The organism is Amycolatopsis sp. NBC_01286 (assembly GCF_035982555.1).
Classification (GTDB): Bacteria; Actinomycetota; Actinomycetes; order Mycobacteriales; family Pseudonocardiaceae; genus Amycolatopsis.
Genome location: NZ_CP108428.1, coordinates 1485591 through 1511112 on the forward strand (window position 1 = coordinate 1485591; position 25522 = coordinate 1511112).

Below are 25522 nucleotides of genomic sequence, written 5' to 3' on the forward strand. Positions count from 1 at the left end.
GCCCGCCGCCCGCCGCGAAGATCCGGGGCATGACCTTTCGCGTCACGATCGCGGTGCGCGCTGACGACCTCGACGTCAACCGCCACGTCCGCGGCCCGGCCTACCTCGCCTACGCCGACCACGCGCGCTGGACGTGCGTCCAGGCCGCCGGGATCGACCCGGCCGAGCTGACCGCGCGCCGGATCGGCCCGGTGAACCTGGAGACGACCGTGCGGTTCCGCCGTGAGCTCCGGGGTGGCGAGGTCGAGGTCGGCTGCGCGTTCCACTGGGGCACCGGGAAGACGTCGCGGGTGACGCAGGAGTTCCGCGCGCCCGACGGCACGCTCGTCGCCGAGGTCGAGGTCGTCTCCGGCCTGCTGGACCTGGACCGGCGGCGGCTGGTCGCGGACCCCGGCTCGCACTGGCGGGAGCTGGCCGCGCGGCCGGAACTGCTCGGCCTGGCGCCGAAAACCGGGTGAGTTCCTCTCCGTCGGACATTACCGTGACGACGTGCCTGATCACGCCTTCGCCGACACCGGCCTCGCCGCGCTGTACGACGCCTTGAACCCGCGGGAGAGCTCCGGCGACTTCGAGTTCTACCTGCCGATGATCATGGCCGCGGAGTCGGTGCTGGACGTCGGCTGCGGCACCGGCTCGCTGCTGCACTGGGCGCGCGAGTCCGGCCACACCGGCCGGCTGGTCGGGCTCGACCCGGCTCCCGGGATGCTCGCGCAAGCCCGCCGTCGTGACGACGTCGAGTGGGTGCTCGGCGATTTGTCGACCGCACGCTGGGACAGCGAGTTCGATTTCGCCGTGATGACCGGGCACGCGTTCCAGGTGCTGCTGACCGACGACGAGCTGCGGACGGCGTTCGCCGCGATCCACCGCGCGCTGACCCCGGCCGGCCGCTTCGGGTTCGACACGCGCAACCCCGCGCGTCGCGCCTGGGAACGGTGGACACCGGAGAACGTGTCGCAAGCGGGCACGGTGCGTTCGTGGAACGACGCCGGCCCCTTCGAGGACGGCCGCGTCACCTTCAAGACGACCTTCGAAAGCCCGAGCTGGGACGCGCCGCGGTTCAGCGAGTCCACGTTGCGTTTCCTCGATGTGCCGGCGCTTTCCGCCTTCGTGGCGGAGGCCGGCCTGGTCGTCGACGAGCAGTACGGCTACTGGGACCGCACGCCGGTGACGGACGCGAGCCCGGAGATCGTCACGATCGTGCGCCGCGCCTGAGTCACTGGAAGTCGCGCGACTTCGCCTTGATCCGCATCGGCAGCGCCTCGACGCGGTCGGCGAGGACGCTGATCACGCCGTCGGCCTTCTCGACGACGCCGCGGATCAGCAGCGCCGAGCTGCCGCGCGCGACGCGGTGGTAGCGCTGCCACAGGCCGAGCGTGCAGATCACGTTGACCATCCCCGTCTCGTCCTCGATGTTCAGGAAGGTGATCCCGCCCGCCGTCGCCGGGCGCTGCCGGTGGGTGACCGCGCCGCCGATCAGCACGCGCGCGCCGTCGTCGTGGTCGGCCAGGCGGGCCGCCGGGACGACGCCGAGCGCGTCGAGGCGGTCGCGGATGAACTCGGTCGGGTAGCTGCCCGGCGAGATCCCGGTGGCCCAGACGTCCGCGGCCGCGACGTCGAGGCCGTCCATCCCGGGCAACGTCGGAGCCTGCGCGCTGATCAGGCCCGGGAGCTTCTCCGCGCGTTCGCCGGCGACCGCGCCCGCCGTCCACAGCGCCTGCCGCCGGTCGCCGCCGAAGCTCTCGAACGCGCCCGCCGTGGCCAGCGCCTCGATCTGCGGCGTGGTGAGCCGGACGCGGCGGGCGACGTCGGCCATGTCCGTGTAGCCGCCGGTTTCCCGTTCGGCCACGATCTTCTTCGCCAGCTCCTCGCCGATCAGCCGAATCGTGCTCAACCCGGTGCGCACGGCGTGCAGTTTTCCCTTGTCCGGCTCCAAAGTGGCGTGCGGCAGGCTGCGGTTGATGTCCGGGCCGTGCACGGTGACGCCGTGGCGGCGCGCGTCGGCGACCAGCGACTGCGGTGAGTAGAAGCCCATCGGCTGCGCGCGCAGCAGGCCCGCCAGGAACGCGTCCGGGTGGTAGAGCTTGAAGTAGGCGCTGGAGAACACCAGGTGCGCGAAGCTCAGCGCGTGACTCTCGGGGAAGCCGAAGTTCGCGAACGCCTTGAGCTTCAGGAAGATCTTCTTCGCGAGCTCTTCCTCGACACCGTTCGCGGCCGCGCCTTCCAGGAACCGCTGCCGCAGCCGGTCCATCTTGCTCTCGGAGCGTTTCGAGCCCATCGCGTGCCGCAGCTGGTCGGCCTCCGCCGCGGTGAAGTTCGCGACGTCCAGCGCGATCTGCATCATCTGCTCCTGGAACAGCGGCACGCCCTTGGTCTTGTGCAGCGCCTTCTCCAGCAGCGGGTGGTCGTAGGTCCAGGTCTCCTTGCCCTGCTTGCGGCGGATGTACGGGTGCACCGAGCCGCCCTGGATCGGCCCGGGCCGGATCAACGCCACCTCGACGGCGAGGTCGTAGAACTCGTCGGGCTTCAGACGCGGCAGCGTCGCGAGCTGCGCCCGGCTCTCGACCTGGAAGACGCCGACCGCGTCGGCGCGGCACAGCATCTCGTAGACCTTCTGGTCGGTCAGGTCCAGCTCGGCGAGGTCGATCTTGTCGTCCTTGTACTCCTCGACGAGGTCGAGCATGTAGTGCAGCGCCGAGAGCATGCCCAGGCCGAGCAGGTCGAACTTGACCAGGCCGGCGGCGGCGCAGTCCTCCTTCTCCCACTGGATCACGCTGCGGTCGGCCATCCGCGCCCACTCGACCGGCACGACCTGGCTGACCGGTTCCCGGCACATGACCATCCCGCCGGAGTGGATGCCGAGGTGACGTGGGAAGTCCTCGAGCGCGAACGCGAGCTGCACGACCTCGTCCGGGATGTCGTGGTCGTGGTCCTTTTCGGTGTCGCGCAACGAGCCCCAGCGGTCGATCTGCTTGCTCCAGGCGTCCTGCTGGCCGGGCGAGTACCCGAGCGCCCGCGCGGCGTCCCGGACCGCGGACCGGGCGCGGTAGGTGATGACGTTCGCGACCTGCGCGGTGTTGAGCCGCCCGTGTTTCGCGAAGACGTATTGGATGGCCTCTTCGCGGCGGTCGGACTCGATGTCGAGGTCGATGTCCGGGTAGCCGTCGCGGTCCGGGGCGAGGAAGCGTTCGAAGAGCAGTTCGTAGGCGACGGAGTCGACCTTGGTGATGCCGAGCGCGTAACAGACGGCCGAGTTCGCGGCCGAACCCCGGCCCTGGCAGAGGATGTCGTTCTCGCGGCAGAACCGCACGATGTCCCAGACGATCAGGAAGTACCCGGGAAAACCGAGTTCTTCGATGATGGCGAGTTCGTGCTTGATCTGCGCTTTCGCTTTGGTTTCGTGGTCCTTGCCGCCGAAGCGTTCTTCCGCACCCGCTTTCGTGAGTTCGCGCAGGTAGGTCGTCTCGGTGTGGCCGTCGGGGACGTCGAACGGGGGCAGCTTGGGCGCGAGGAGCTTCAGCGGGAACGCGCATTCGATGCCCAGCAACGCCGAACGCCGTACCGCGCCGGGATAACGCCGGAACATCACGTCCATCTCCGCGCCGGAGCGGAGGAAAGCCGCTCCACCCGCGGGCAGCCAGCCTTCGAGGTCGTCGATCGCCCGCCGGGCCCGGATCGCGGCGAGCGCGTCGGCCAGCCGGGCCCGCTCGGGCCGGGCGTAGTGCGCGGCGGTGGTGGCGACGGTCGGCAGCCCGAATTCTTTCGCCATTTCGCTCAGCAGATCGTTGTGCGTGCTGTCGAGCGGCTGGCGGTGGTCGGTGAGCTCGACGTAGACGTTGTCGCGGCCGAATCTTTTCGCGAGATCGTCGAGCTTCTCCGCGGCGGCCGCCGGGCCGTGCGCGACGAGGGCCGAGCGCACCGCACCCTTGCGGCAGCCGGTGAGCACCACACACTGCCCGGCGACCTCCTCGGCGACTGCGTCGAGGTCGTAGACGGGCCGGCCCTTCTCGGCCTTGACGCTTCGACCGTCGAACCCGGACAGCTGCCCGGCGGTGATGGCGCGGCAGAGGGCCCGGTACCCCTGATCACCGCGGGCGAGCAGCAGGAGGTGCTCACCTTCGGGGTCGGCGACGCCGTTCTGCGGGCCGCGGAGCCCAAAGCTGAGTTCGGTGCCGAAGACGGTGTTCACGCCGAGTTCCCGCGCGGCTTCGGCAAAGCGCACGACGCCGTACATGCCGTCGTGATCGGTGAGGGCGATGGCGTCGAGGTTGAGGCGGGCGGCCTCCTCGACGAGTTCTTCAGGGTGGCTGGCACCGTCGAGAAAGCTGAAGTTGGAATGACAGTGCAGTTCGGCGTAGGGCACCCGGACGGCCTCGCCGCCGTCGTCGGCGCTGCGTCCGGGCAGGTCGTCCGGCCGCTGGTAGCCCTCGCGGTGCCGGCTCCAGGCGGGGCTGTCGCCGTGGTCGCCGCGCGCACTGTGGTCGCCAGGGTCGCCGGGGTCGCCGTTCAGCCGCCTCGCGAGGTCCTTCCAGGGGACGGGCGGGTTGTTCCACCCCATCTAACGGCTCCGGTCCTCGGGATCGTCGTTGTCGTTGTTCCGGTTGCGTTCCCGAGCCGCATCAAGCTCTTCACGGCGGCTTCGGTCGATGGCGTCGTCCAGCTCCCGCCAGGGCCGCTGCTCATCGAGCCGATCCGAGCGGCTTGGCCGTCCGGCGTGGTTGTCGGGATCGAGCAGGGGCCAGTTCGGCCCCTCGGGCTCGGCCACGCGATCGCCGATCTCCGCACGCTCCGCAGCTTTCCGGCGATGCCAGTTGGAGGGATGGTTCCAGCGGCTCCGCTCCTCCGCCGCACTCCGGCTTTCCGCCTCCCGCTCCGGACCCGGACCGCTTCGATCTCCGACCTCACCGCGACCGCCGGAATCCAGCGACCACGCCGCCCCAGTTCGGCCTTCGGCTTCAGCCCGGCTAGTCAGATCCCGCCCCGAGCGACCGTGGTCTTCGGCCGCAGTCCGGCCCTCCGCCTCAGCTCGGCTCCCCGGCTCGTCGCCCTCTCGGACTTCGGGCGCGGTCCGGTCCGTTGCGTCTCGGGGGCGGCGGTTCTCCTCGGAGCGCCGGGGCAGCGGAATCGCCACGTCGTCGGAGTCCGGGCGGGGGCGCGGCGTCCCCGGGTCGGCGCGCAACCAGTCGCGTAGCAGGCGTGCGTAGTCCTCGTCCATGCTCAGTCGTACACTCCCTCAACCGTCCATAAAGGATTCTCAGTGCCCGCGCAGTGCACCAGCACCGCTTCGGGTGGCTCATCCGGTCCGGCCGCGAGCAGCAGCTGGAGCCGCGCCCGCTGCGGACCCGGCCGCCGTCGGTCGCCCGCGAGCGGCCACGGGCCGGCCCAGCCCACGACGTCCCGCGGTGCCCCGCCGGCGACGCTCAGCCGCCGCGGCGGCGCGGTGACCCACTCGCGCGCGGTGATCCCGACGGCGCGGCCTTCGGCGTCGAAGACCTGGGCGGGCACCGGCCGGTCGAGGACGGTCGCCGGGGAGGGCGCGGGGAGGCGTCCCGGCCAGGTGGCGCCGGCCGGGGTCGTCCGCTCGCGCGGGTCGCCCCACGGCACGAGCCGGAGCCGGGCCGCCGGGTCGCGGCCGCCGTCGAGCAGCGGGGTGAGCACACCTTCGGGTCCAAGCAGGCCCTGGACCCGCACGAACGCCCGCGCCGCGCGTTCGTCGGCCTCCGCCGGGCCGCCTTCGCCGCCCAGCTCGAGCTGCAGCGACCGCCCCTCGACGGTCTCCTCGGGTTCCAGCCGCAGCCGCACCACGCCGGACTTCGGCCGGTGCCCGGGCCGCAGCCAGCCTTCGAACTGCCAGCGCACGCGATCGGCGACCCCGGCGGGCGTCAGCGGTTCCGCGCAGCGCCACACCCGGCCGAGCTGCTCGCCGTCTTCGGTGACCGCGTGGATGCCGAGCCGGGTGCAGGCGAGCCCGTGGGCCGCCAGCCCGGCGCAGAACCGCGTCGCGAGGCCCTTCGCGAGGAACGCCGCGACGTCCACCCGCTCGATGACGGGGTCGAACTCCTCGGTGAGCGTCAGCTCGGGCGGTGGACGTCGCCGCAGCGGCGGACGTTCCGAGCGGCCCCGGGCCAGCCGGTGGGCGAGCATCCCGTCGGCGCCGAACCGGTTGACGACGTCACGCTCCGGCAAGGCCGCGAACGCCCCGAGCGTCCGCAACCCGAGCCGGCGCAACAGATCGACGAGTTCGAGGCGGTCGTCAAGCTCGGTGATCGGCAGCGGCGCGAGAAACTCGGCCACGCGCCCGGGTTCGACGAACTCGCCGTGCCGCGCGGCGAGCGTCGCGGCGAAAAGCCCCTCGGCGACGCCGACCTGACACTCCACACCGGCGGCGGCGGACACCTCGTCGACAAGCCGTTCGACGAGCGCGTGTTCACCCCCGAAGTACCCCGCGGCCCCCGCGACCGGCACGGCCACGAGCCCGGGACGCACCACCTCGACCCCGACGACAAGCGCCTCGACAGCCCGCGCGACGGCCTCGAACAGCCGGGCATCCCGCCCGTCATCGCTCGCGAAGACGGCCAGGTCGGGACACCGCGACTGAGCCTCCCGCCGCCGCATCCCCCGCCGCACCCCATCCCGCCGCGCGACGGCGGTACAGGCGACAACCCGGTTGGCGGAGAAGACGGCAGCAGGCCGCGTAACGGCAACACCACCCACAGCCGCCGCGGCGACGGCAGGCCAGTCCGGGCACCACAGGACCAGCATCCGGGTCGGGAGGTCGGAAGAGCTGCGCTGGCTGGGGACGGTCACGCGACCTCCCTCAGCCGGCCGCCGACGCCGCCCCGGAACGCCCGGACGACGGCCTTCGGCATCCGGGCAAGACCGCCGGCGACATCGGGTACCGCGTGATCAGCGGGCCGACACACGTGATTGAAGGGACGACGCGCGTGATTGAAAGGTCGACACGCGTGATCGACGAGACGACACGCGTACCCAGACAGCCGGCCCACGCACGCGGACAATCGGCTCGCGCACCCAGGCAGCCAGCTCGCGTACCTGGACAGTCGGCTCACACAGCCGGGCAGTCGGCCCAGGTACCCAGATGGTCGGGTCGAGTACTCAGGCAGTCGGGCCACGCGCCCAAGCGGTCGGCCCACGTACCCAGACGGTCGGGTCGCGTACCCGGACGGTCGGCCCGCGCGCCCAAGCGGTCGGGTCGCGCAACCGGGCAGTGGGCTCGCGTACTCGGGCAGTCGGGCCGCGCACGTGAGCGGTCGGCCCACGTACCCAAGCGGTCGGGTCGCGTACCCGGACGGTCGGCCCACGCACCCAGGCAGTCGGGCCGCGCACGTGAGCGGTCGGCCCGCGCACCCAGGCGGTCGGGTCGCGTACCCGAACGGTCGGCTCGCGTGATTGGGGAGTCGACTTGCGTGATTGGAGAGTCGACTTGCGTGATTGAAGGGGCGACTCGCGTGATTGGGGAGTCGACACGTGTGGGCGGGTGGGCGGCGCGTGGTGGGGCGCACGAGTCGGGTGTCTGCTTTGGGCTGGGTCATGCTGTTTCCTCGCGTAGCGAGGTGACCGTGCCCAGGCGGGAGGTGGCGATGGAGCCCGTGGCGGTGGGGAGGTCGACGTGCGTCGAGAGTGGGCGGGCCGCCGCGCCTCGGCCTCTTGCCCGGACCACGGCCCGGCGGTGGCGGAGGTGGCCGTAGCCGTCGTCCAGGCCTGACCAGGTGTCCAGGCGGCATGACAGCTCGATGTCCGCGGCCGGCCACGCGCCGAACGGCAGCAGGACCGCGCCGCGGTGGCGGGCACGTGCCGACAGCCGGCGCGCCACGGCCGGCTGGATCGTCGACGTCGATGTTGCCACCAGATCGACTCCGTCGAGCAACGCTGCGACCACCGCCGGCAGCTCCGGGCCCGGCCGCGGGACCAGCGCCACCCGGCCCAGGTCCACGCCGTACTCGGCCGCCGCCGCGAGGCCCAGCGATGGCAGGCCGACCACCGCCGCCCATGAGCCGGCGGCGGTGGCTTCGGCCAGCAGGGCGAGGAGCAGTGAACTCGCCCCGTGGACCGCCACGGTGGTTCCGCGCCGGAGGCCGACGTCGGGCAGCAACCCGGCCAGCGCCGGGACGACCGGGAGCACCCTTCCCGTCGCCCGCGCCTGGCCGGCCTGGGCCGCGACCCGGCTCGCCGTGCTGACCCCGGGCAGGGCCGCCAGCCAGGCCACCGGCGGCTCCACCACAGCGGTCACCGCACGCACCTCCCCACCAACGGGCCAGCGACGACGGCCGCGCCTCTCCCAAAACACGACCGGCGGCCCTGGCACGCCGCGGGGAAGGCGGCGGATCCATTACCTGCGTCGAACACCTGTTCGACACATTCAGTCAACCGCGAACGCCCACCCCTGTCAAGTCACCCACAGGTGGGTAACGCCAGCCACGCAACGGCGCCCAGGAAGAGCAGCGGCAGGCGAAGCCAGAGGAACGGAAGCCGGCGTGCGTGGCCGTGCTCAGCGACGCCGCCAACGCCCAGGCCCGCAGTGCGAGCGCGAGCCACGCCGGAGACGAGCCGGAAGTCACCCCGCCGCCGTAATGAAGTTGCCCGCGTCCCGGCCGCGTCACTAAACAGACCGCCGTGGACATCACCGACGCCCGGCCCGACGACTGCCCCGAACTGCTGGTCCTGCAGCGCTGCTGCTGGGTCCAGGAGGCGATCCTCAACGGCACCCTCGACATCCCCGCGCTGCACGAGACCCTCGAAGACCTGCGCGACTGGACGAAGAAGTGGTCGGTGTGGACGCTGCGGGACGGCCACCGCCTGGTCGGCGCCGTCCGCGCCCGGCTCGACGGCGACCACTGGGAGCTCGGCCGGCTGATGGTCGCCCCCGACCTCGCCGGCCGCGGGCTGGGCCGGCGGCTGCTCGAACACGCCGAGGCTTGCGCGCCCGCGGAGGCGCGCACGTTCGTCCTGTTCACCGGGGCTCGCAGCGTCCGGAACATCCGGCTGTACGAGCGGGCCGGCTACCGGCTCACCGACGTCCCGGACGCACCGGGTCACATCCCGGGCGCCGTTCATCTCGAAAAGGACGTCACAGAGCGCGAAAAGCCCGGTCCGCCCGCCTGACGCTGCGGGGTCGGCTAGATTCCCGGGTGGACTTCCGGGGGTGGCGATGACGAAGAGACCGATCCTGTGGGCGGCCGGGGTGCTGGTCGTGGCGGGCGCGGTGCTGGCCGTCGTGCTCGCGTCCGGCGGCAGCGGCCTGCCCGGCGCGAAGGCCGCGGCCCCCGGGCCGACGACCATCGGCCCGGAGTGGCGCTCGTTCCGCGCCGACGTCACCGGTATCCGCCCCGGTCCCGACCCGTTCAGCCTGTTCGTCCAGGTCGCGCTGCCCGGCCCGGACCCCGACTGCGTCCGGGAGCCGCGGATCGAGCAGGTCACCGAGGCCAAGACCGACATCCGCGCCGACGTCGTCTACTCGACGCGGCCCGCGGCGGGCGGCTGCGAGGACAAGGTGCCCGCCGAGCTGCGGCTGGCCACGACCGGGCCGGTCGCGGACCGCACGGTGATCCTCAACGCCGACAACGGCAACGCCTGGCACAAGCTCGGCGCCGGCTGGGGTCACTGCGCCCCGCAGGGCACCTGCGCCCCGCCCGCCGACCACTGCGACCCGGCGTGGATCGGCGCGGCGGTGTCCGCGACGGGCGCCGAGAGCAGCGGCGCCACCCGCGCCTGCGACTCGAACTGGCTGGTCATCGACCTGCTGCTGCACCAGACCGAACCGCCGTCGCGCACGGCCTTCCGCTGGAGCGACGCCGGCTGGACGGCGTTCGCGCAGGCGAAGTCCGCGGGCTGCGCGGAGATCCGGGCGGCCGACCCGAAGTTCCCGGCGGCGCTCTGCAAGGCGCTGCCGGCACCAGCGTGAGCCGCTCCTAGCGCGGCAGCTTCTTGACGACTTCGGCGCCGACGGCCTTCACCGCGTCGTCGGCTTCCTGCTGGGGAATCGGCGAGTTCGAGAAGAAACCCTTGTCCCAGCCGGAAACCTCGACTGTGACGACGTTCGTGCCCTTCAGCACGTGCAGTTCGGCGCCGCTGAACGCGCTCTGGGTGATCAGGCGGACCAGCGCCGCCTTGTCGCCCAGACCGCGCACCTCGATCGGCGGGTTTTCCGGCTTCGCCGGCATGAAGTTGTTCTTCGCCTGCTGCAGCGCGCCCTCGCCGGAGTACTCGACGACCCGGACGTTCAGCGTCGCGTCGCGGACGTTCTCCTCAGGACCCGGCTTGAAGCCGCAGCCGATCTGCTTCAGGCCCGGCACCGTCGCGGCGGCGCCGGGGTTGCCGCTCACGAAGCTCGGGAACCCGGCCTTCGCCAGCACCTGCGGCGGCACCTGGCATTCGGCGGGCGCCGGTGACGACACCGGATCCGCGCCGGTGCTCGCGTAGTAGTCACTCGCGAAGATGCCGAGCGGGATGCCGGCGCCGAGCAGCACCACGACGCCGCCGACGATGCCGAGGATCAGCCCGGTCTTCTTTTTCTTGGGCGGCTGGTGCGGCGGCAGCGGACCGCCGTACCCGGGCGGCGGATACCCCGGCGGCGGGTAGCCCTGCTGCGGCGGGTGACCGGGTTGCTGGGGCGGGTACCCGGGCTGCTGCCCGTAGCCCGGGTACCCCTGCGGCCCTTGCTGACCTTGCTGACCTTGACCGTACTGCGGTGGTTGCTGCATCGAGCCCTCCCTCTCGAAGCCCGCGGGTCAGTGCGCGAAGTGGCGCGTCCCCGTCAGGTACATCGTGACGCCCGCCTTCTCCGCGGCCGCGATCACCTCGGGGTCGCGGACCGAGCCACCGGGCTGCACGATCGCCCGGACGCCCGCCTCGACCAGCACTTCCAGGCCGTCCGGGAACGGGAAGAACGCGTCCGACGCGCCGACCGAGCCCTTGGCCCGGTCACCCGCGCGCGAGACGGCCAGCCGCGACGAGTCGACGCGGTTGACCTGGCCCATGCCGACGCCGACGGTCGCGCCGTCGGCGGCCAGCAGGATCGCGTTCGACTTCACCGCGCGCAGCGAACGCCACGCGAACTCGAGGTCGCGCAGGGTCTGCTCGTCGGCCGCCGTGCCGGTGGCCAGCGTCCACGACGCCGGGTCGTCGCCCGGCGCGTCGATCGCGTCGACGGTCTGCACCAGGACGCCGCCGGAGATCGGGCGGAACTCGATCGGCGACGGCCGGTCGATCGCCGGCAGCTTGAGCAGCCGGATGTTCTTCTTGCGCTGCAGGATCTCCAGCGCTTCGGCGTCGAAGTCCGGCGCGAGCACGACCTCGGTGAAGACCTCGGCGATCTGCTCGGCGGCCTCGCGGCTGACCGGCCGGTTCGTCGCGATGACGCCGCCGTAGGCCGAAACCGGGTCGCACGCGTGCGCCTTGCGGTGCGCCTCGGCGATGTCGGTGCCGACCGCGATGCCGCACGGGTTGGCGTGCTTGATGATCGCGACAGCCGGCTCGGCGAAGTCGAACGCGGCGCGGCGCGCGGCGTCGGTGTCGACGAAGTTGTTGTAGGACATGGCCTTGCCGTGCAGCTGCTCGGCGTGGGCCAGGCCCGGGGCCTGGCTCGTGTACAGCGCGGCCCGCTGGTGCGGGTTCTCGCCGTAGCGCAGGACGTCGGCGCGTTCCCAGGTGGCGCCGGTGAAGTCCGGGAAGCCGGAGTCGTCCGCTGGCGCGTAGACGTTGGCGAACCACGACGCGACGGCCGTGTCGTAGGCGGCCGTGTGCGCGTACGCCTGGGCCGCGAGCCGCTTGCGGTCGCCGAAGTCGAAACCGCCGTCGGCGACGCGCTCGAGCACCCAGCCGTAGCGGGCCGGGTCGACGACGACCGCGACGCTGCCGTGGTTCTTCGCCGCCGCGCGGACCATCGCCGGGCCGCCGATGTCGATGTTCTCGACGCAGTCCTCGGGGCTCGCGCCGGACGCGACGGTCTGGGTGAACGGGTACAGGTTCACGACCAGCAGGTCGAACGCCGCGATCCCGAGCTTTTCCAGCTGCGCGACGTGGTCGGCGTTGCCCTGGTCGGCGAGCAGCCCGGCGTGCACGTTCGGGTGCAGCGTCTTGACGCGGCCGTCGAGCGACTCCGGGAACCCGGTGACCTGCTCGACCGGCGTGACCGGGACACCCGCGTCGGCGATGGCCTTCGCCGTGCCGCCGGTGGACACGATCTCGACGCCGGCCGCGTGCAGGCCGGCCGCGAGGTCCAGGAGGCCGGCCTTGTCCGAGACGCCGATCAGCGCCCGGCGGACCGGCCGCCGTCCCAGGTCAGTGCTCACGAAATGTCACCTTTCGTCCGTCCACGGTGCAGCCACCGCGGCCGAGTCGCTCGATCGTTTCCACCAGCAGCCTGCGCTCGACGGCCTTGATCCGTTCGTGCAGGACGTCTTCGTCGTCGTCGTTCTCCACGACGACCGCCTCCTGGGCGATGATCGGCCCGGTGTCGACGCCGGCGTCCGCGAAGTGCACGGTCGAGCCGGTGACGTTCACGCCGGCCGCGAGCGCGTCGCGGACCGCGTGCATCCCGGGGAACGACGGGAGCAGCGCCGGGTGCGTGTTGAGCACCGTGAACCGGCCGAGGAACTCCTCGCCGAGGATCTTCATGAACCCGGCCGAGACGACCAGGTCGGGCTGGTAGGCGGCGACGGCCTCGGCCAGCGCCTTGTCCCAGGCGGCGCGGTCGGGGTGGTCGGCGACGCGGACCGTGAACGACGGGATGCTCAGGCGTTCGGCGCGGGCCAGCGCCTCGATGCCGGTGCGGTCGGCGCCGACGGCGACGACCTTGGCCGGGAAACCCGACCGCCCGGCGGCGTCCAGCAGCGCCTGCAGGAGGGTGCCGGAGCCCGACGCGAGCACGACGAGCTTCACCGGAGTGGGCAGCTCCAACCGTTGAGACAGAGCAGGCTCCTTGCCGCCGGCGGTGCGCAGCCAGGGCGCACGGCGCTTCACCAGGTCGCGTCAACCCTAACGGTCGGCCTCGCCCGGCTCGACGTCGCCGCAGGTCTCGGTGCCTCCGGTCACGGCCTCGTCGGGCTCGGCGGCACTTTCACGTGAAAGTGCCGGGTCCTCGAAGGCGTCACTTTCACGTGAAAGTGCCGGGTCTTCGAGGCCGAGTTCGGCGTCCGCCTCGGCGTCGAACTCCGTGTCCTCGTCGGGCTCTTCCTCGCCGAAGGGCTCTTCGTCCTCTTCGGACTCTTCGAAGTCTTCTAGCGCTTCGGCTGCTTCGTCGGCGTCGACGTCTTCGGTGTCCTCAAAGGCTTCGTTGTCTTCGAGGGCCTCCGGCGGCGCGGGCGGCTCGTGCTCGCCCGCGAAGAACGCCGTGAACGCGCCCGGGATGACGATCCAGCAGAACGCGACCACCGAGGCGACCCCGACCGGCACGTTCACCGGGTCGAACGGGCCGTCGCCGAGCCGGCCGCCGGACAGCGTGCCCAGCAGGACGCAGCCGAGCGCGACCACCGCGCCGGCGACCGCGACCGTGCGGATGCGCTGGGCCGGGTCGGCGTCGACCTTGCGCAGCGACCAGCCGACCAGCACGCCGGTCGCGGCCGGCAGCACCAGCAGGGCCGGCCACCAGGTGCTCGAGTGCTCGGGCAGCCCGCCGAGGATCGGGACGCCGGGCACGGCGCCGCCGTGGTAGCCGAACATCCCGACGTTCAGGCCGCCGATCGAGAACCCTGGGCCGGTGACGAACGACAGCGCCGCCGTCACGGCGTTCGGCAGGTACAGCACGGAAAGCAGGAAGAGCCCGAAGCTGTTGCCGAGCCCGGGCTCGTACATGTCGGCCACGGTCGACCAGGACGCCGCGGTCGCGACGGTGAAGACCGCGGCCCCGCAGGCCAGCAGCACCGCGAGGCCCATGGCGCCGGCCCGGATCCCGCGCAGCGCCATCGGGTCGACGCGGTCGGCGACGAAGTCCGGCAGCCCGCAGGCCGCGGTGATGCCCACGGCCGAGGCCACGGCGGCGAGCAGCCCGGGCACGGCGCAGGCGACCAGCGGGTTCGCCGTCACCGGCGAGCCCTGCGCGCAGAGCGCGATGACGAGCCCGAACACCGCGTGCGCCGCGGTGACCGTGACGAACACCGGCAGCGCCGCACGCGGCGAGCGGCAGCCCAGCCGCTGGGTGGCGCCGGACGCCGTCCGCGCGGCCAGCGCGACCGCCCCGAGGGTCGGCAGCAGCGGCAGCAGGCCGAGCGGGTGCCCGCCGATGCCGAGGCGCACCTGGTGCGCGGCGAGCCAGCCGGGCGCCGCGGCCAGCAGCACGCCGAAACCCGAGAAGACGGTGCGTTCGGCGGTGAGCGTGACGAGGGTCAGCACAGTGGCGACGACGGCGTAGCCGGTGACCAGCGGGCCCAGCGCGGCCGCGAGCAACACCCGCACCCGCGCCGCGCCGGTGGGGTCGACGTCGGCTTCGAAGTCGCTCACCGGCTCTTCGCGGGGGTCGCGGGTGAGCAGGTCCATGATCCGCACCTTGACATCCGGGCTGGTCCGTACGGGTGAGCCACGCCGCCTCCGACCTGCGTGGCGAAGCTAACCCACCCGGTCGGGTAACCCCCTGAGTGCAAAACACCCGCTGTGACACGGTGCGTCACAGCGGGTGTTTCACGCGGTCGGCGTCAGCTCGACTTGCCGAATCCCCCGGGCGGCGTGCCCGGGTTGTCGGACGGCGGCTGCTGGAAGAACTGGCCCTGCATCGGGGCGTACGTCGTGGCCTGCGGCGGCGGGTTGGTGGACGGCGGGTTCGGCGAGCCGTACTGGCCCGGCTGCGCGAACGGCGCCGAGGGCTCCCCCGTCGAACCGGCCGGACCCGGCTGCTGCTGGCCGTACTGGGGCCCGCCCTGGGGGCCGCCCTGGTTGAACTGCTGTCCGCCCGGCTGGCCGTACTGGCCGCCGTAGGACGGCGCGGCGGGCTTCGGCGCCGGCGGCTTGAGCACGTCGTGCTCGATGAGCAGCGCGCCGACCGCGCCGACCATCTGCAGGATCGCCAGGATCAGGACGACGATGACGAGGCCCGGCGTGTTCTGCAGTGAGACCAGCGTGTCCAGGACCTCGAGGGTGCCGAGGACGCTGAACAACGCGGCGAACGGCAGGGTCCGCGGGCCCTTCGGCAGGGCGTGCATCGCGGCGAGCAGGCCGCCGGCCAGCAGGAACGTCGTGCCGAGCCCGAGGTCGGCGTTGTCGGAGAAGCCCAGGAAGTACTGGACGAGGCCGAGGACCGCGACGATGAGCGCGAGCAGCAGCGGCAGGTTCTGCGGCAGGCCCGCGAGGCCCGACGGCGCCTGGTGCGAGTGCTGCGGCTGGTGCTGTTGCTGCTGGAAGCCACCGGGGGGCGGGGGTCCGGGGGGCTGCTGGCCGCCACCCTGCTGGGGGTAGCCAGGCCCACCGCTGGGGAAGGTCATCGGGATGCACTCCTGTCGGTTCGACCGGCACTCCGGGGCACGAGGGCGCCCGGGAAAGACGAGGCGGCTTGTGTGCGCAGAACGCTAGCGCACTCGCAGGCCACCAGCCCATCAGACGCGTGAATACCTCAGGAGGTTTCGTCTTGAAACCAGGAAAGGCCGGGCACCCTGTGGGTGCCCGGCCTCACCAGGAGTTACTCCTCGGTATCAGCCGAGGTTGTTGTACAGCTCACGCGCCAGGACGGCGGTCTCGCTCGGGGTCTTCCCGACCTTGACGCCGGCGGCCTCGAGGGCCTCCTTCTTGGCGGCGGCCGTGCCGGAGGAGCCGGAGACGATGGCGCCCGCGTGGCCCATCGTCTTGCCCTCGGGCGCGGTGAAGCCCGCGACGTAACCGACGACCGGCTTCGTCACGTTGTCCTTGATGTAGGCCGCGGCGCGCTCTTCGGCGTCGCCACCGATCTCGCCGATCATCACGATGACCTTGGTCTCGGGGTCCGCCTCGAACGCCTCGAGGGCGTCGATGTGGGTGGTGCCGATGATGGGGTCACCGCCGATGCCGACCGCGGTGGAGAAGCCGATGTCCCGCAGCTCGTACATCATCTGGTAGGTCAGCGTGCCGGACTTCGACACGAGGCCGATCTGGCCCGGGCCCGAGATGTCGGCCGGGATGATGCCGGCGTTCGACTTGCCGGGGCTGATCACGCCGGGGCAGTTCGGCCCGATGATCCGGGTCGTGTTGCCCTTCGCCACCGCGTGCGCCCAGAAGTAGGCCGAGTCGTGCACCGGGATGCCCTCGGTGATGACGACGGCCAGCGGGATCTCGGCGTCGATCGCCTCGACGACCGCGTCCTTCGCGAACTTCGGCGGCACGAAGATGACCGACACGTCGGCGCCGGTCTCCTTGATGGCCTCTTCGACCGTGCCGAAGACCTTGAGGTCCTTGCCCTCGATGGTGACGGTCTGGCCGGCCTTGCGGGCGTTGACGCCGCCCACGATGTCCGTGCCGGACTTCAGCATCTTGGTGGCGTGCTTCATGCCCTCGGAGCCGGTGAGCCCCTGGACGATGACCTTGCTGTTCTCGTTGATGAAGATCGACATCTCACGCACCTGCCGCGGCGAGCTCGGCAGCCTTGTCGGCCGCGTTGTCCATTGTGTCCACCACGGTGACCAGCGGGTGGTTCGCGTCGGCCAGGATCTGGCGACCCTCGACGACGTTGTTGCCGTCCAGCCGGACGACGAGCGGCTTGGAAGCCTCGTCACCCAGGATCTTCAGCGCCTCGACGATGCCGTTCGCCACCGCGTCGCAGGCGGTGATGCCGCCGAAGACGTTGACGAAGACGCTCTTCACGTCGGTGTCGTTGAGGATGACGTCCAGCCCGGCCGCCATGACCTCGGCCGACGCGCCGCCGCCGATGTCGAGGAAGTTCGCCGGCTTCACGCCGCCGTGCTTCTCGCCCGCGTACGCCACGACGTCCAAAGTGGACATGACGAGGCCCGCGCCGTTGCCGATGATGCCGACCTGGCCGTCGAGCTTCACGTAGTTGAGGTTCTTGGCCTTGGCCTTCGCCTCGAGCGGGTTCTCCGCGTCCTTGTCGACCAGTGCCTCGTGGCCCGGCTGACGGAAGTCCGCGTTCTCGTCGAGGGTGACCTTGCCGTCGAGGGCGATGATCTTGTCCTGCGGGTCGCGGACCAGCGGGTTGACCTCGACGAGGGTGGCGTCCTCGGAGACGAAGGTCTCCCAGAGCTTCACGACGACGTCGGCGGCCTCGTCGATGATGTCGGCCGGGAAGTTGCCGGCCTTCAGGATCTCGAGGGCCTTCGCCTTGTCGACACCGGTGATCGAGTCGACCGGGATCTTGGCGAGCGCCTCGGGGCGCTCGACGGCGAGCTGCTCGATCTCCATGCCGCCCTCGGAGGACGCCATCGCCAGGAAGGTCCGGTTGGACCGGTCCAGCAGGAAGGAGAAGTAGTACTCGGACGAGATGTCCGAGGCTTCGGCCACCAGCACGCGACGCGTGATGTGGCCCTTGATGTCGAGGCCGAGGATGGCTTCCGCCTTCTCCTTCGCCTCGTCGGGCGTCTGGGCCAGCTTGACGCCGCCCGCCTTACCGCGGCCGCCGACCTTCACCTGCGCCTTGACGACGACCTGGTTACCGATCTGCTCCGCGGCGGCCTTGGCTTCTTCGGGGGTGCTAGCCACCGAGCCCGGCAGAACCGGTACTCCGTGGGCGGCGAAGAGATCCCTCGCCTGGTACTCGTAGAGGTCCACTACTCCAGTCTCCTGACGACACGCCACTGTGGTGGTCCGCACTACCGGACCGCGCTGTCGGACCAGTCGAGGTTAGCGACCTGCGCGAACGCAGGGCACTCCGCACCTGGTGAAGTCGGTCACCGTACGCGGTCAGACGGTGTTCCCGAGGTGTGAGACCGCCCACCGCGCAACCATTCCGCCGCTTCTTCGGGGGTTTCGAAGACGCCGCTCGCCGGGTCCGCGGGCGCGTCGAGGTAGAAAACGCGAACGTCTTTCAGCGTCGCTCGCAGCTCGCCGCCGAGCACGCCGACCGCGTCCGGGTCCTCCTGCTCGGCGATGCGGAGGACCTGCTCGGTGGTGTCCAGGGGGCCGGCGTGGACGACCTCCATGCCTTCGTCGCGCAGGACGCGGCCCAGCGCGACGGCGCGCGGGTCGGGCCCGCCGAGCTCGACGACGAGCACCCGCGGCATCGCCCGGCTCACGCCGCCCGCCGGGCACCCGCGGCCGACATGGCCGCCGCGGCCAGCAGCGCGACGGCCGCGGCGAGCGCGACCCAGAACCCGGTCGCCGGGCTCGCGCCGCCGAGCGAGCCGCCGACGAGCGGCAGCTCCGCGGCGTGCAGCAGGGCGAGCAGCGCGGCCCCGGCCAGCAGGGCTGCCGCCGGTTTCGGCCGCGACCGCAGGGCGAGCACGGCCGCGCCGGCGACCACCGCGGCGGCCGTCAGCAGCCCCCACGAAGGCGTGTCGAAGTCCGACCAGAGCCCGGGCGCGACGTAGCCGGGCACGCTGAAGACGGGCAGCCCGAACGCCGCGACGGCCAGCACGGCCCCGGCCACGACCGGAGTCAGCACACCGCCGTCGGCCCGGCTGCCGTCCGCCGCGTCCTCGCGTTCGACGACGCCGGTCCCGACGGCGGCGAGCGCGGCCAAGACGGCGAGCACGAGCGCGGCGAACGTCCACGCGGCGCCGGCCCCGAGGTCGTAGGTGAAGGCGGGCGTGGCGCCGGAAGCGCCGTTCAGGTCGGCCCCGCCGAACCCGGCGAGGTTGCCGGCCTGGGTGGCGGTGAGCGCGGTGTTCAGCACGGCCGTCCCGGCCAGGACGATCCCCGCCCAGGCGAGCCCGAGCAGCGCCCGCGCGGCCGGCGCCGTTTTCGGTGTCAGGACGCCGAAGCTCAGCACGGCCACCACGATCGCGGCGGTGAGCAGGAACCACCGGGCCGGGCTTTCGGCGGCCGCGCTGACGGGCGTCGCGGCGGCCGGGTTCAGCGCGGTGACGGCGACCTGCGGCGCGAGGGTGCCGATCACGGCGGCCAGCGCCGTGGCCAGGCCGAGGAGGCCGGTCGTCAGCCGCCACCAGAACAGGCCGGGCAGTTTCGCCTCGCTGGCCAGGTTCTCGGCGTCTTCTTCCGAGGTCTCGGTCAGCCGGGTGCCCGCGAGCCCGGCGACGGCCGCCATCGCGACGAGCACGAGGACCGGCCCCCAGGTGACGTGCAGGTCGTCCCGGACGAGACCGGCCACCACGGGCGGCGCCGCGACACCGAACGCGGCCGCGGCGAGCCCGCCCAGGGCCCCGCGGGCGACGTGTTCGGACGGCGCGGCCAGCGCCAGCACCGCGGCGAACGGCAGGGCGACGGCGAGCAGGAGGTACCCGCCGAGCGCGGGCCACGGCCCTTCGAAAGCGGAGCGGGCGAGCAGGAAACCGTTGTCCGACAACACAGGCGCGGTCAGCAGCCCGACGGAAGCCGTGACGGCGAGCAGCGGGACGAGCAGCCGCCACCGCCGCCGTTCGGGCTCGTCGTCCCGGGCTCGCACGGCCCGCCAGGCGAGCACCCCGGCGACCCCGGTGAGGACGTCCCCGGCGACGAGCAGCCAGAACCCGCCCCCGACGGCCGAGCCACCCACGAACCGGTCGGGCAGGTAGAGCTCGGGCCGGATGGTGAGCGGCCCGTTGACGGCGAACTGCAGGTCGAGCACCAGCCGCCCGGGAGCGAGCGCGGCCAGCCCGACCACGACGCCGGCGGCCAGCCCGGGCTTGCCACGCACGAGGAAGGCGGCCACGACGGGCCCGAGCGCGAGAACGGCCAGCCAGGGCCAGCTGGTGAACCCGGGCCCGGCGGCCGGGGAGACGTGGACGAAGGCCGCGACGGTCAGCGCGACCGCGCCGAGTGCGACCAGCACGAGGGCGACGGTGAGCTGCGGAGTGGGGCTGAGGTCGTCTTCCCAGGGGGTGATCGGGGGATCTTCCGGGGGTTCGGCCGGCTTGCCGGGGCGTCGGGCGGAGGGGGCGCGTGAAGGTGTGGCCACAGTGGAACCTGACTCGGCTGAGGGCTTGCGCCGGTATTCGGCGGCGGAGGAAGTCCGCGCGGGCACAGGGGAATCGCCGGAATCCGACGCCGCGTCGCCGGCAGCGTCGGTTGGCTCGGCGGATTCGCGCGGGGCTGTGAAGCCGAGTGCTGGCGTCGCTGTGGAGTCCGGCGCCGATGCGGGGCCGGCTGGCTGAGGGGATCGCGCGGCGGCGGAGCCCAGCGCGGAAGTCGCCGCAGAATCCGGCGCCGATGTGGGGGCGGCCGGCTGGGTAGATCGATGCACAGCGGCGGAGCCCAGCGCGGACGTCTCCGCAGGGTCCGGCGCCGATGCCAGGCCGGCCGATTGGGGGGATCGGCCCGCAGCGGCAGGGTCCGGCGCCGAAGCCGCCACAGAATCTGGCGCCGACGCCGGGCCGGCCGACTGAGGAGATCGGCGCACGGCGGCGGAGGCCGGTGTGGAAGTCGCCGCAGGGTCCGGCGCCGATTCGGGGCTGGCCGGTTGGGGGGATCGGTCCGCAACGGCAGGGTCCCGCGTCGAAGTCGCCGCAGAATTCGGCGCCGATACGAGGCCGGCCGACCGAGAGAATCGCGTGGCAGCGGAACCCTGCGTGGAAGTCGCTGCAGGGTCCGGTGCCGGTGCGGCTGCGGGGTCACGGCGCTGTGCGGCCGCGCCGTGGGCGGCGGTCTGCTGTGCGCGGTCGGGCTCCTGGGCGGGTTCGCTCGTGGCCGTGAAGCCGAGTGCGGGCGTCTCCGTGGCGTCCGGCGCCGGTCCCGTGGCGGGGAAGCCCACCGTTGGCGGCTCCGGTGTGGAGTCCGTCGCTGCGGGCTTTGGGGCGTCCTTCGCTGCCTCGGCCGGTGCCGGCTGGTCTGGGCGCGGCTGGGGAGGCGTCCGCTTGGCGGTGGGACTTGGGGCCTCGGGGGCCGGGTTCTGCGGGGTGCCCGGGGAGGAGGGGGCGCTCCCGGCTGGGGGCTCTGAGCGTGGGGGCATTGCCCGCGAACCTAGCAAGTCCGGGCGGATTCGGACGGGTCGCGGGCGCTCCGGTCGTCGAGCGGTGTTCAACGCCCGTCCGCAAATCCTTATTCCGGCGGGCGGCGGCCCGGAGCACCCTCGGAGGTCTCCAACCAACCGGGGATCCTGTAAGCCAAGTCACACCGAACGCAGTAACTCCCCTTTAACTTTGCGTAATTCCCACAGGTGGACGCAAGATCGACGCCACCCGATCGGCCGACGCGGGGGGCAGATCTTGCCTACAGCGGTGCCCCTTCGTTACTGTCCCCCGGTCCCCATTACAGTCAGGTCACGAAGTAGGACACCGAGCAAACCACCCCCGAGGTTGGCTCACCGGGTTCCCCCGCCCGCAGTCCTAGGCCCGGCTCCCCGACGATGGAAGGCCCTGTCTTGGCTTCACACCGCTCCCCCGGCGGCCAAGCTCCTTCCCCGGCATTGAAGGACGCACTGGAAGGTGCGGTCGTTCGTGTCCGGGGTGCGCACCGCATCGCTCCGCCCTCTTCGGCCCTCCGCGGCCGTGTCGTGGTTGCCGCTGTCGCGGCCGGTGCGTTCGCTGCAGCTGCTGCGGGCTCGACCCTCAAGACAGTCACCGACTCGGACGCCGCGATCACGCCGCTGGCCAGCAGCCAGGACGCCAGCGCCTCGTTCACCGCCGGAGGTGCGGGTTCCGGGGGCGCTCCCGAGCTCCTGCCGACCGGCCACGTCGTCGACGCTTCCGCCGAAGCCGCGAAGCTCGCCGACAGCGCCTCGATCACGCAGGCCCGTGAGCAGCGCGAAGCCGACGCCGCGAAGAAGGCCGCAGAAGAGGCTTCCCGGCCCAAGACCTGCCTGCCGGCGCACGGCACCTTCACCTCGGGCTTCGGTGCCCGGTGGGGCACGAGCCACCTCGGCATCGACATCGCCAACGCGATCGGCACCCCGATCTACGCCGCCTCCGACGGCACCGTGATCGACGCCGGCCCGGCCAGCGGCTTCGGCCTCTGGGTGCGCGTCCAGCTCGACGACGGCACGATCCAGGTCTACGGCCACATGAACAGCTTCTCCGTCAAGGAGGGCCAGAAGGTCAAGTGCGGCCAGCAGATCGCCGAGATCGGCAACCGCGGCCAGAGCACCGGCCCGCACCTGCACTTCGAGGTCTGGCAGGACGGCACGAAGAAGATCGACCCCCGGCCCTGGCTGGCCGCGCGCGGCATCGTCGTCTGAGTCGCCTGATCCACCTGATCTGCAGTTCGCTCCACTCATGACGGCCGCGCGAGAGCTGCACAGCAGCCGCGCGGCCGGGGTGTCGAAACCGCCTGCGGCTCCCTGAGCCGCCGGCGACGGCCGAAGACGCCCACCGGCCACGGGAATCACCGCAGGCTCGAAGCGCCGCTCCGGACACGGGTTCTGGACGCGGCCGCCGACCACAGGACTCGCTGCCCCTTCGACCGGCGGCTCGAGCACCGCACGACGCCGGAACACCGCCAGCGCCACAGAGCGCCTCAAGACCTCGCGGGTGGTCCGGACCACCGATCGCACCCCTGCGCCCGCCCAGCGGCTCCTCAGCGCCGGAAACCACCTACCGGTGACCGCCTGGCAAACGGCGGATGAAGTACCCCACCGCGACCTGCCACACCGTGCACAGCTCCGCCGGTCTTCGCACCGGCAGCCAGCCCCACGCCACCGAGGCCGGCTCGGTCTTCGCGGAGCGGACACGCGCGGCTCTCCGGGCCCTGGTCGTCCAGCGGTGTCCCCGGCCGCAGGTGACACAGTGCCCGTCCGCGCCGAGCTCGTGCTGCCTGAGCAGCGCTCGCCAGGCGGCGGCCAGCCGGCACGCCTCCGCTCCCGCACGCGAGGTGCTTCCCGAAGCCCCCGATGGCTCCCGACCCCGATCCGGAACCGTCGTCTCCAGGACTCCTCGCAAGTATTTTCGTACCCCTTCGGCCAGTAGCCCAAACAGCACCGCGTCCACACCACGTTCCCCCTTCGTCGAACCCGTGTTCGATCACGGGGTCAGTTCTACCGGTGGGGTACGACGATTCCGGCGGCGATCGCGGAGATCGCCGCCGGAATCACTCGGACGGGTGGTGCGGCCCTGAACAGGGCCGATGACCGGGCTAGAGCTTCACCATCGGGACGCTGCCGATCAGCATCAGCCGGACCTTGCCGGCCGCGCCGAAGTCGATCGTCGCCGTCGCGCGCGGGCCGACGCCGTCGCACGAAACCACCGTGCCCAGGCCGTACTTGTCGTGGCTGACGCGGTCGCCGACGTCCAGCTTCAGCGCCACCGTGTCCTTCCAGCCCTTGCCGAAGGAACTCACGCCCGGGGACGAAGCGGACGGCGACGACGACCGGTTGCCCCACGTGGTCGCCGCCCGCGGCGTGCCGCGCGAACCGCTGCCGAAGGACCCGAAACCGCGGTTGGACGGCTCCAGGCGCCGCCAGTCGACGAGGTCCGGCGGCAGCTCGTCCAGGAACCGCGAAGCCGGGTTCATCGACGGCTGGCCCCACGCCGACCGCGTGATCGCGCGCGAGACGTAGAGCCGCTTGCGGGCCCGCGTGATCGCGACGTACGCGAGCCGCCGCTCCTCGGCCAGCTCGGCCGGGTCGCCCAGCGCCCGCATGTGCGGGAAGACGCCGTCCTCCCAGCCCGTGCAGAACACGACCGGGTACTCCAGGCCCTTCGCGGTGTGCACGGTCATCAGCGTGACCACGCCCGCGCCGCCGTCGCCTTCTTCGCCGCCGTCGGGCGACGGCACCGAGTCGGCGTCCGCGACCAGCGAGACGCGCTCGAGGAACGCGGGCAGCGAACCCGGCGCCGGGACGCCTTCGTCGACGATCAGCTCGGCGTTCTCGTCCGCGACGATCTCGGCGGTCAGCTCGGTGAACTCCCGCGCGACCGTGACGAGCTCGGTCAGGTTCTCCACGCGCGAAGCGTCCTGCGGGTCTTCCGACTCCTCGAGCTCGACGCGGTAGCCGGTCTTGTCCATCACCGCTTCGAGGACGTCGTGCACCTCGGCGCCGTCCGCGATCATCGTGCCCAGCTCGTCGAGGATCGCGACGAACCCGCCGATCGCCTTGACCGAGCGCGGGTTCAGCAGCGGCACCTTGTCCTCGACGGCGTCGCGCAGCGCCTGCGCGAACGAGATCCGCTCGCGCTCGGCGTGCGTCGCCACGACGGCTTCGGCGCGGTCGCCGATGCCGCGCTTGGGCACGTTCAGCACGCGCCGCAGGCTGACCGTGTCCTCCGGGTTCGCCAGCACGCGCAGGTACGCGATCATGTCGCGGACCTCGCGGCGCTCGTAGAACCGCACGCCGCCGACGACCTTGTACGGCAGGCCGAGCCGGATGAAGATCTCTTCGAAGACCCGGGACTGGTTGTTGGTGCGGTAGAAGACGGCGACGTCGGAGTAGTCGGCTTCGCCCTTCTCCGCCAGCGCGTCGATCTCGTTCGCGACGAACGCGGCTTCGTCGTGGTCGTTGTCCGAGACGTAGCCGACGATCTTCTCGCCGTCGCCCGAGTCGGTCCACAGCCGCTTCGCGCGGCGGTTCGGGTTCCGCTCGATGACGGCGTTGGCCGCGGACAGGATCGTCTGCGTGGAGCGGTAGTTCTGCTCCAGCAGGATGGTGTGCGCGTTCGGGAAGTCCCGTTCGAACTCTTCGATGTTCCGGATCGTCGCGCCGCGGAAGGCGTAGATCGACTGGTCCGCGTCACCGACGACGACCAGCTCGGCCGGCTCGACGCCCGACTCGTTCGGCGTGGTCCCGGCCAGCTCGCGCACGAGGGTGTACTGCGCGTGGTTCGTGTCCTGGTACTCGTCGACCAGCACGTGGCGGAAGCGCCGCCGGTAGTACTCGGCGACGGCCGGGAACGCCTGCAGCAGCGAGACCGTGCGCATGATGAGGTCGTCGAAGTCGAAGGCGTTGGCCTGGTTCAGCCGCCGCTGGTACTCGACGTAGACCTCGGCGACCCGGCGTTCGAGGTCGTTGGCCGCGTTGGCCGCCGCCTCGTCCGGGTCGACGAGCTCGTTCTTCAGGTTCGAGATGTGGATGGCGAGCGTGCGGGCGGCGTAGCGCTTCGGGTCGATGTCGAGGTCCCGCGCCACGAGCGTGATGAGCCGCTTGGTGTCGTCCGAGTCGTAGATGGAGAAGCTCGACGACATGTCCAGCGTCTTGGCTTCCCGGCGCAGGATCCGCACGCACATCGAGTGGAACGTGGAGACCCACATCGCGTTGGCGCGGCGCCCGACGAGCGCGGCGACGCGCTCGCGCATCTCGGCGGCGGCCTTGTTGGTGAAGGTGATCGCCATGATTTCGCCGGGGTGCACGTGCCGTTGCCCGAGGAGGTAGGCGATCCGGCGGGTCAGCACCCGGGTCTTGCCCGAGCCCGCACCCGCGACGACCAGCAGCGGGCCACCGGCGTGGGTGACGGCTTCGCGCTGGGCGGGGTTCAGGTCGTCGAGCAGATCGGCCTGCCCGCCGGAGGCGGGCTTGCGCGCGGGGGTCTCGGCGGGGAGATCGAAGAGGGTGTCCATCGCCTGTCCACGCTAC

Annotated in this window: 19 protein-coding genes; 5 read left to right on the forward strand and 14 right to left on the reverse strand. The window is 72.1% G+C overall.

All coding sequences use genetic code 11. From position 1 onward, the window contains the following. Positions 1-29 precede the first annotated feature (29 nt). Together OG570_RS07040 and OG570_RS07045 are read left to right on the forward strand one after the other, a co-directional pair. Positions 30-458: an acyl-CoA thioesterase gene (locus OG570_RS07040; RefSeq protein ID WP_326959915.1), complete on the forward strand. Its 429-nt coding sequence runs from the start codon at positions 30-32 to the stop codon at positions 456-458. Between the two features lie 31 nt (positions 459-489). Then, entirely contained in the window at positions 490-1212 is a 723-nt protein-coding gene (locus tag OG570_RS07045) for a class I SAM-dependent methyltransferase (RefSeq protein ID WP_326956012.1), read from the forward strand. A gap of 1 nt (position 1213) precedes the next feature. Here the strand turns inward: OG570_RS07045 and OG570_RS07050 are convergent, their stop codons facing one another. The 4 genes from OG570_RS07050 to OG570_RS07065 all read right to left on the reverse strand — a co-directional run bounded on the left by OG570_RS07050 (position 1214) and on the right by OG570_RS07065 (position 8248). After that, positions 1214-4555: an error-prone DNA polymerase gene (locus OG570_RS07050; protein ID WP_326956013.1), complete on the reverse strand. Its 3342-nt coding sequence runs from the start codon at positions 4553-4555 to the stop codon at positions 1214-1216. Beyond that, a complete protein-coding gene (locus OG570_RS07055) occupies positions 4556-5212 on the reverse strand; it encodes a hypothetical protein (protein ID WP_326956014.1) in 657 nt (218 codons plus the stop codon). A 2-nt stretch (positions 5213-5214) separates the two neighbouring features. Then, on the reverse strand, positions 5215-6759 hold the full coding sequence (locus OG570_RS07060; RefSeq protein ID WP_326959916.1) for a DNA polymerase Y family protein: 1545 nt from the start codon (positions 6757-6759) through the stop codon (positions 5215-5217). Positions 6760-7546: 787 nt separating this feature from the next. After that, positions 7547-8248 (reverse strand): hypothetical protein, encoded by a 702-nt coding sequence (locus tag OG570_RS07065; RefSeq protein ID WP_326956015.1) that lies wholly within the window; start codon positions 8246-8248, stop codon positions 7547-7549. Positions 8249-8631: 383 nt separating this feature from the next. Here OG570_RS07065 and OG570_RS07070 point away from each other — a divergent pair, with 383 nt between their 5' ends. Both OG570_RS07070 and OG570_RS07075 read left to right on the forward strand, forming a co-directional pair. After that, positions 8632-9120 (forward strand): GNAT family N-acetyltransferase, encoded by a 489-nt coding sequence (locus OG570_RS07070; RefSeq protein ID WP_326956016.1) that lies wholly within the window; start codon positions 8632-8634, stop codon positions 9118-9120. 46 nt (positions 9121-9166) lie between these two features. Further along, entirely contained in the window at positions 9167-9919 is a 753-nt protein-coding gene (locus OG570_RS07075; protein ID WP_326956017.1) for a hypothetical protein, read from the forward strand. 7 nt (positions 9920-9926) lie between these two features. Here the strand turns inward: OG570_RS07075 and OG570_RS07080 are convergent, their stop codons facing one another. From OG570_RS07080 to OG570_RS07120, 9 genes are all read right to left on the reverse strand, one after another. Beyond that, positions 9927-10718: a hypothetical protein gene (locus tag OG570_RS07080; RefSeq protein WP_326956018.1), complete on the reverse strand. Its 792-nt coding sequence runs from the start codon at positions 10716-10718 to the stop codon at positions 9927-9929. Between the two features lie 27 nt (positions 10719-10745). Next, a complete protein-coding gene (gene purH / locus OG570_RS07085; RefSeq protein WP_326956019.1) occupies positions 10746-12308 on the reverse strand; it encodes a bifunctional phosphoribosylaminoimidazolecarboxamide formyltransferase/IMP cyclohydrolase in 1563 nt (520 codons plus the stop codon). Then, positions 12298-12915 carry a phosphoribosylglycinamide formyltransferase gene (gene purN / locus OG570_RS07090; RefSeq protein ID WP_326959918.1) on the reverse strand — a complete coding sequence of 206 codons (618 nt, stop codon included), beginning with the start codon at positions 12913-12915 and terminating at the stop codon, positions 12298-12300. Before purN ends, purH begins: the two co-directional genes overlap by 11 nt. Before the next feature lie 78 nt (positions 12916-12993). Continuing rightward, complete coding sequence (locus OG570_RS07095; RefSeq protein WP_326956020.1) at positions 12994-14499, reverse strand: cell division protein PerM; 1506 nt, start codon at positions 14497-14499, stop codon at positions 12994-12996. A gap of 146 nt (positions 14500-14645) precedes the next feature. Continuing rightward, positions 14646-15428 (reverse strand): DUF5336 domain-containing protein, encoded by a 783-nt coding sequence (locus OG570_RS07100; protein WP_326946090.1) that lies wholly within the window; start codon positions 15426-15428, stop codon positions 14646-14648. Between the two features lie 207 nt (positions 15429-15635). Beyond that, positions 15636-16526, reverse strand: coding sequence for a succinate--CoA ligase subunit alpha (sucD, locus tag OG570_RS07105; protein ID WP_247060690.1), 891 nt, complete (start codon positions 16524-16526; stop codon positions 15636-15638). Position 16527: 1 nt separating this feature from the next. Beyond that, positions 16528-17697 (reverse strand): ADP-forming succinate--CoA ligase subunit beta, encoded by a 1170-nt coding sequence (gene sucC, locus OG570_RS07110; RefSeq protein ID WP_247060688.1) that lies wholly within the window; start codon positions 17695-17697, stop codon positions 16528-16530. A 119-nt stretch (positions 17698-17816) separates the two neighbouring features. Beyond that, positions 17817-18161: a hypothetical protein gene (locus OG570_RS07115; protein ID WP_326956021.1), complete on the reverse strand. Its 345-nt coding sequence runs from the start codon at positions 18159-18161 to the stop codon at positions 17817-17819. Then, positions 18158-19855: a hypothetical protein gene (locus OG570_RS07120; RefSeq protein WP_326956022.1), complete on the reverse strand. Its 1698-nt coding sequence runs from the start codon at positions 19853-19855 to the stop codon at positions 18158-18160. The genes OG570_RS07115 and OG570_RS07120 overlap by 4 nt, the downstream gene beginning before the upstream one ends. 1659 nt (positions 19856-21514) lie before the next feature. Between OG570_RS07120 and OG570_RS07125 the strand changes: the two genes are divergently transcribed. Continuing rightward, complete coding sequence (locus OG570_RS07125) at positions 21515-22195, forward strand: M23 family metallopeptidase (RefSeq protein WP_326946087.1); 681 nt, start codon at positions 21515-21517, stop codon at positions 22193-22195. Positions 22196-23088: 893 nt separating this feature from the next. Here the strand turns inward: OG570_RS07125 and pcrA are convergent. Continuing rightward, the gene (gene pcrA / locus OG570_RS07130) at positions 23089-25506 is read right to left on the reverse strand and encodes a DNA helicase PcrA (RefSeq protein WP_326956023.1); all 2418 of its coding nucleotides are present in this window, start codon (positions 25504-25506) and stop codon (positions 23089-23091) included. Positions 25507-25522 lie beyond the last annotated feature (16 nt).

Excerpts from the sequence above, each read along its gene's own strand:
- OG570_RS07040 (WP_326959915.1), top strand. The coding sequence starts at position 30 with ATGACCTTTCGCGTCACGATCGCGGTGCGCGCTGACGACCTCGACGTC.
- OG570_RS07050 (WP_326956013.1), bottom strand. The coding sequence starts at position 4,555 with ATGGGGTGGAACAACCCGCCCGTCCCCTGGAAGGACCTCGCGAGGCGG.
- pcrA (WP_326956023.1), bottom strand. The coding sequence starts at position 25,506 with ATGGACACCCTCTTCGATCTCCCCGCCGAGACCCCCGCGCGCAAGCCC.
- sucD (WP_247060690.1), bottom strand. The coding sequence starts at position 16,526 with ATGTCGATCTTCATCAACGAGAACAGCAAGGTCATCGTCCAGGGGCTC.
- OG570_RS07060 (WP_326959916.1), bottom strand. The coding sequence starts at position 6,759 with ATGCTGGTCCTGTGGTGCCCGGACTGGCCTGCCGTCGCCGCGGCGGCT.
- OG570_RS07080 (WP_326956018.1), bottom strand. The coding sequence starts at position 10,718 with ATGCAGCAACCACCGCAGTACGGTCAAGGTCAGCAAGGTCAGCAAGGG.
- OG570_RS07075 (WP_326956017.1), top strand. The coding sequence starts at position 9,167 with ATGACGAAGAGACCGATCCTGTGGGCGGCCGGGGTGCTGGTCGTGGCG.
- OG570_RS07100 (WP_326946090.1), bottom strand. The coding sequence starts at position 15,428 with ATGACCTTCCCCAGCGGTGGGCCTGGCTACCCCCAGCAGGGTGGCGGC.
- OG570_RS07055 (WP_326956014.1), bottom strand. The coding sequence starts at position 5,212 with ATGGACGAGGACTACGCACGCCTGCTACGCGACTGGTTGCGCGCCGAC.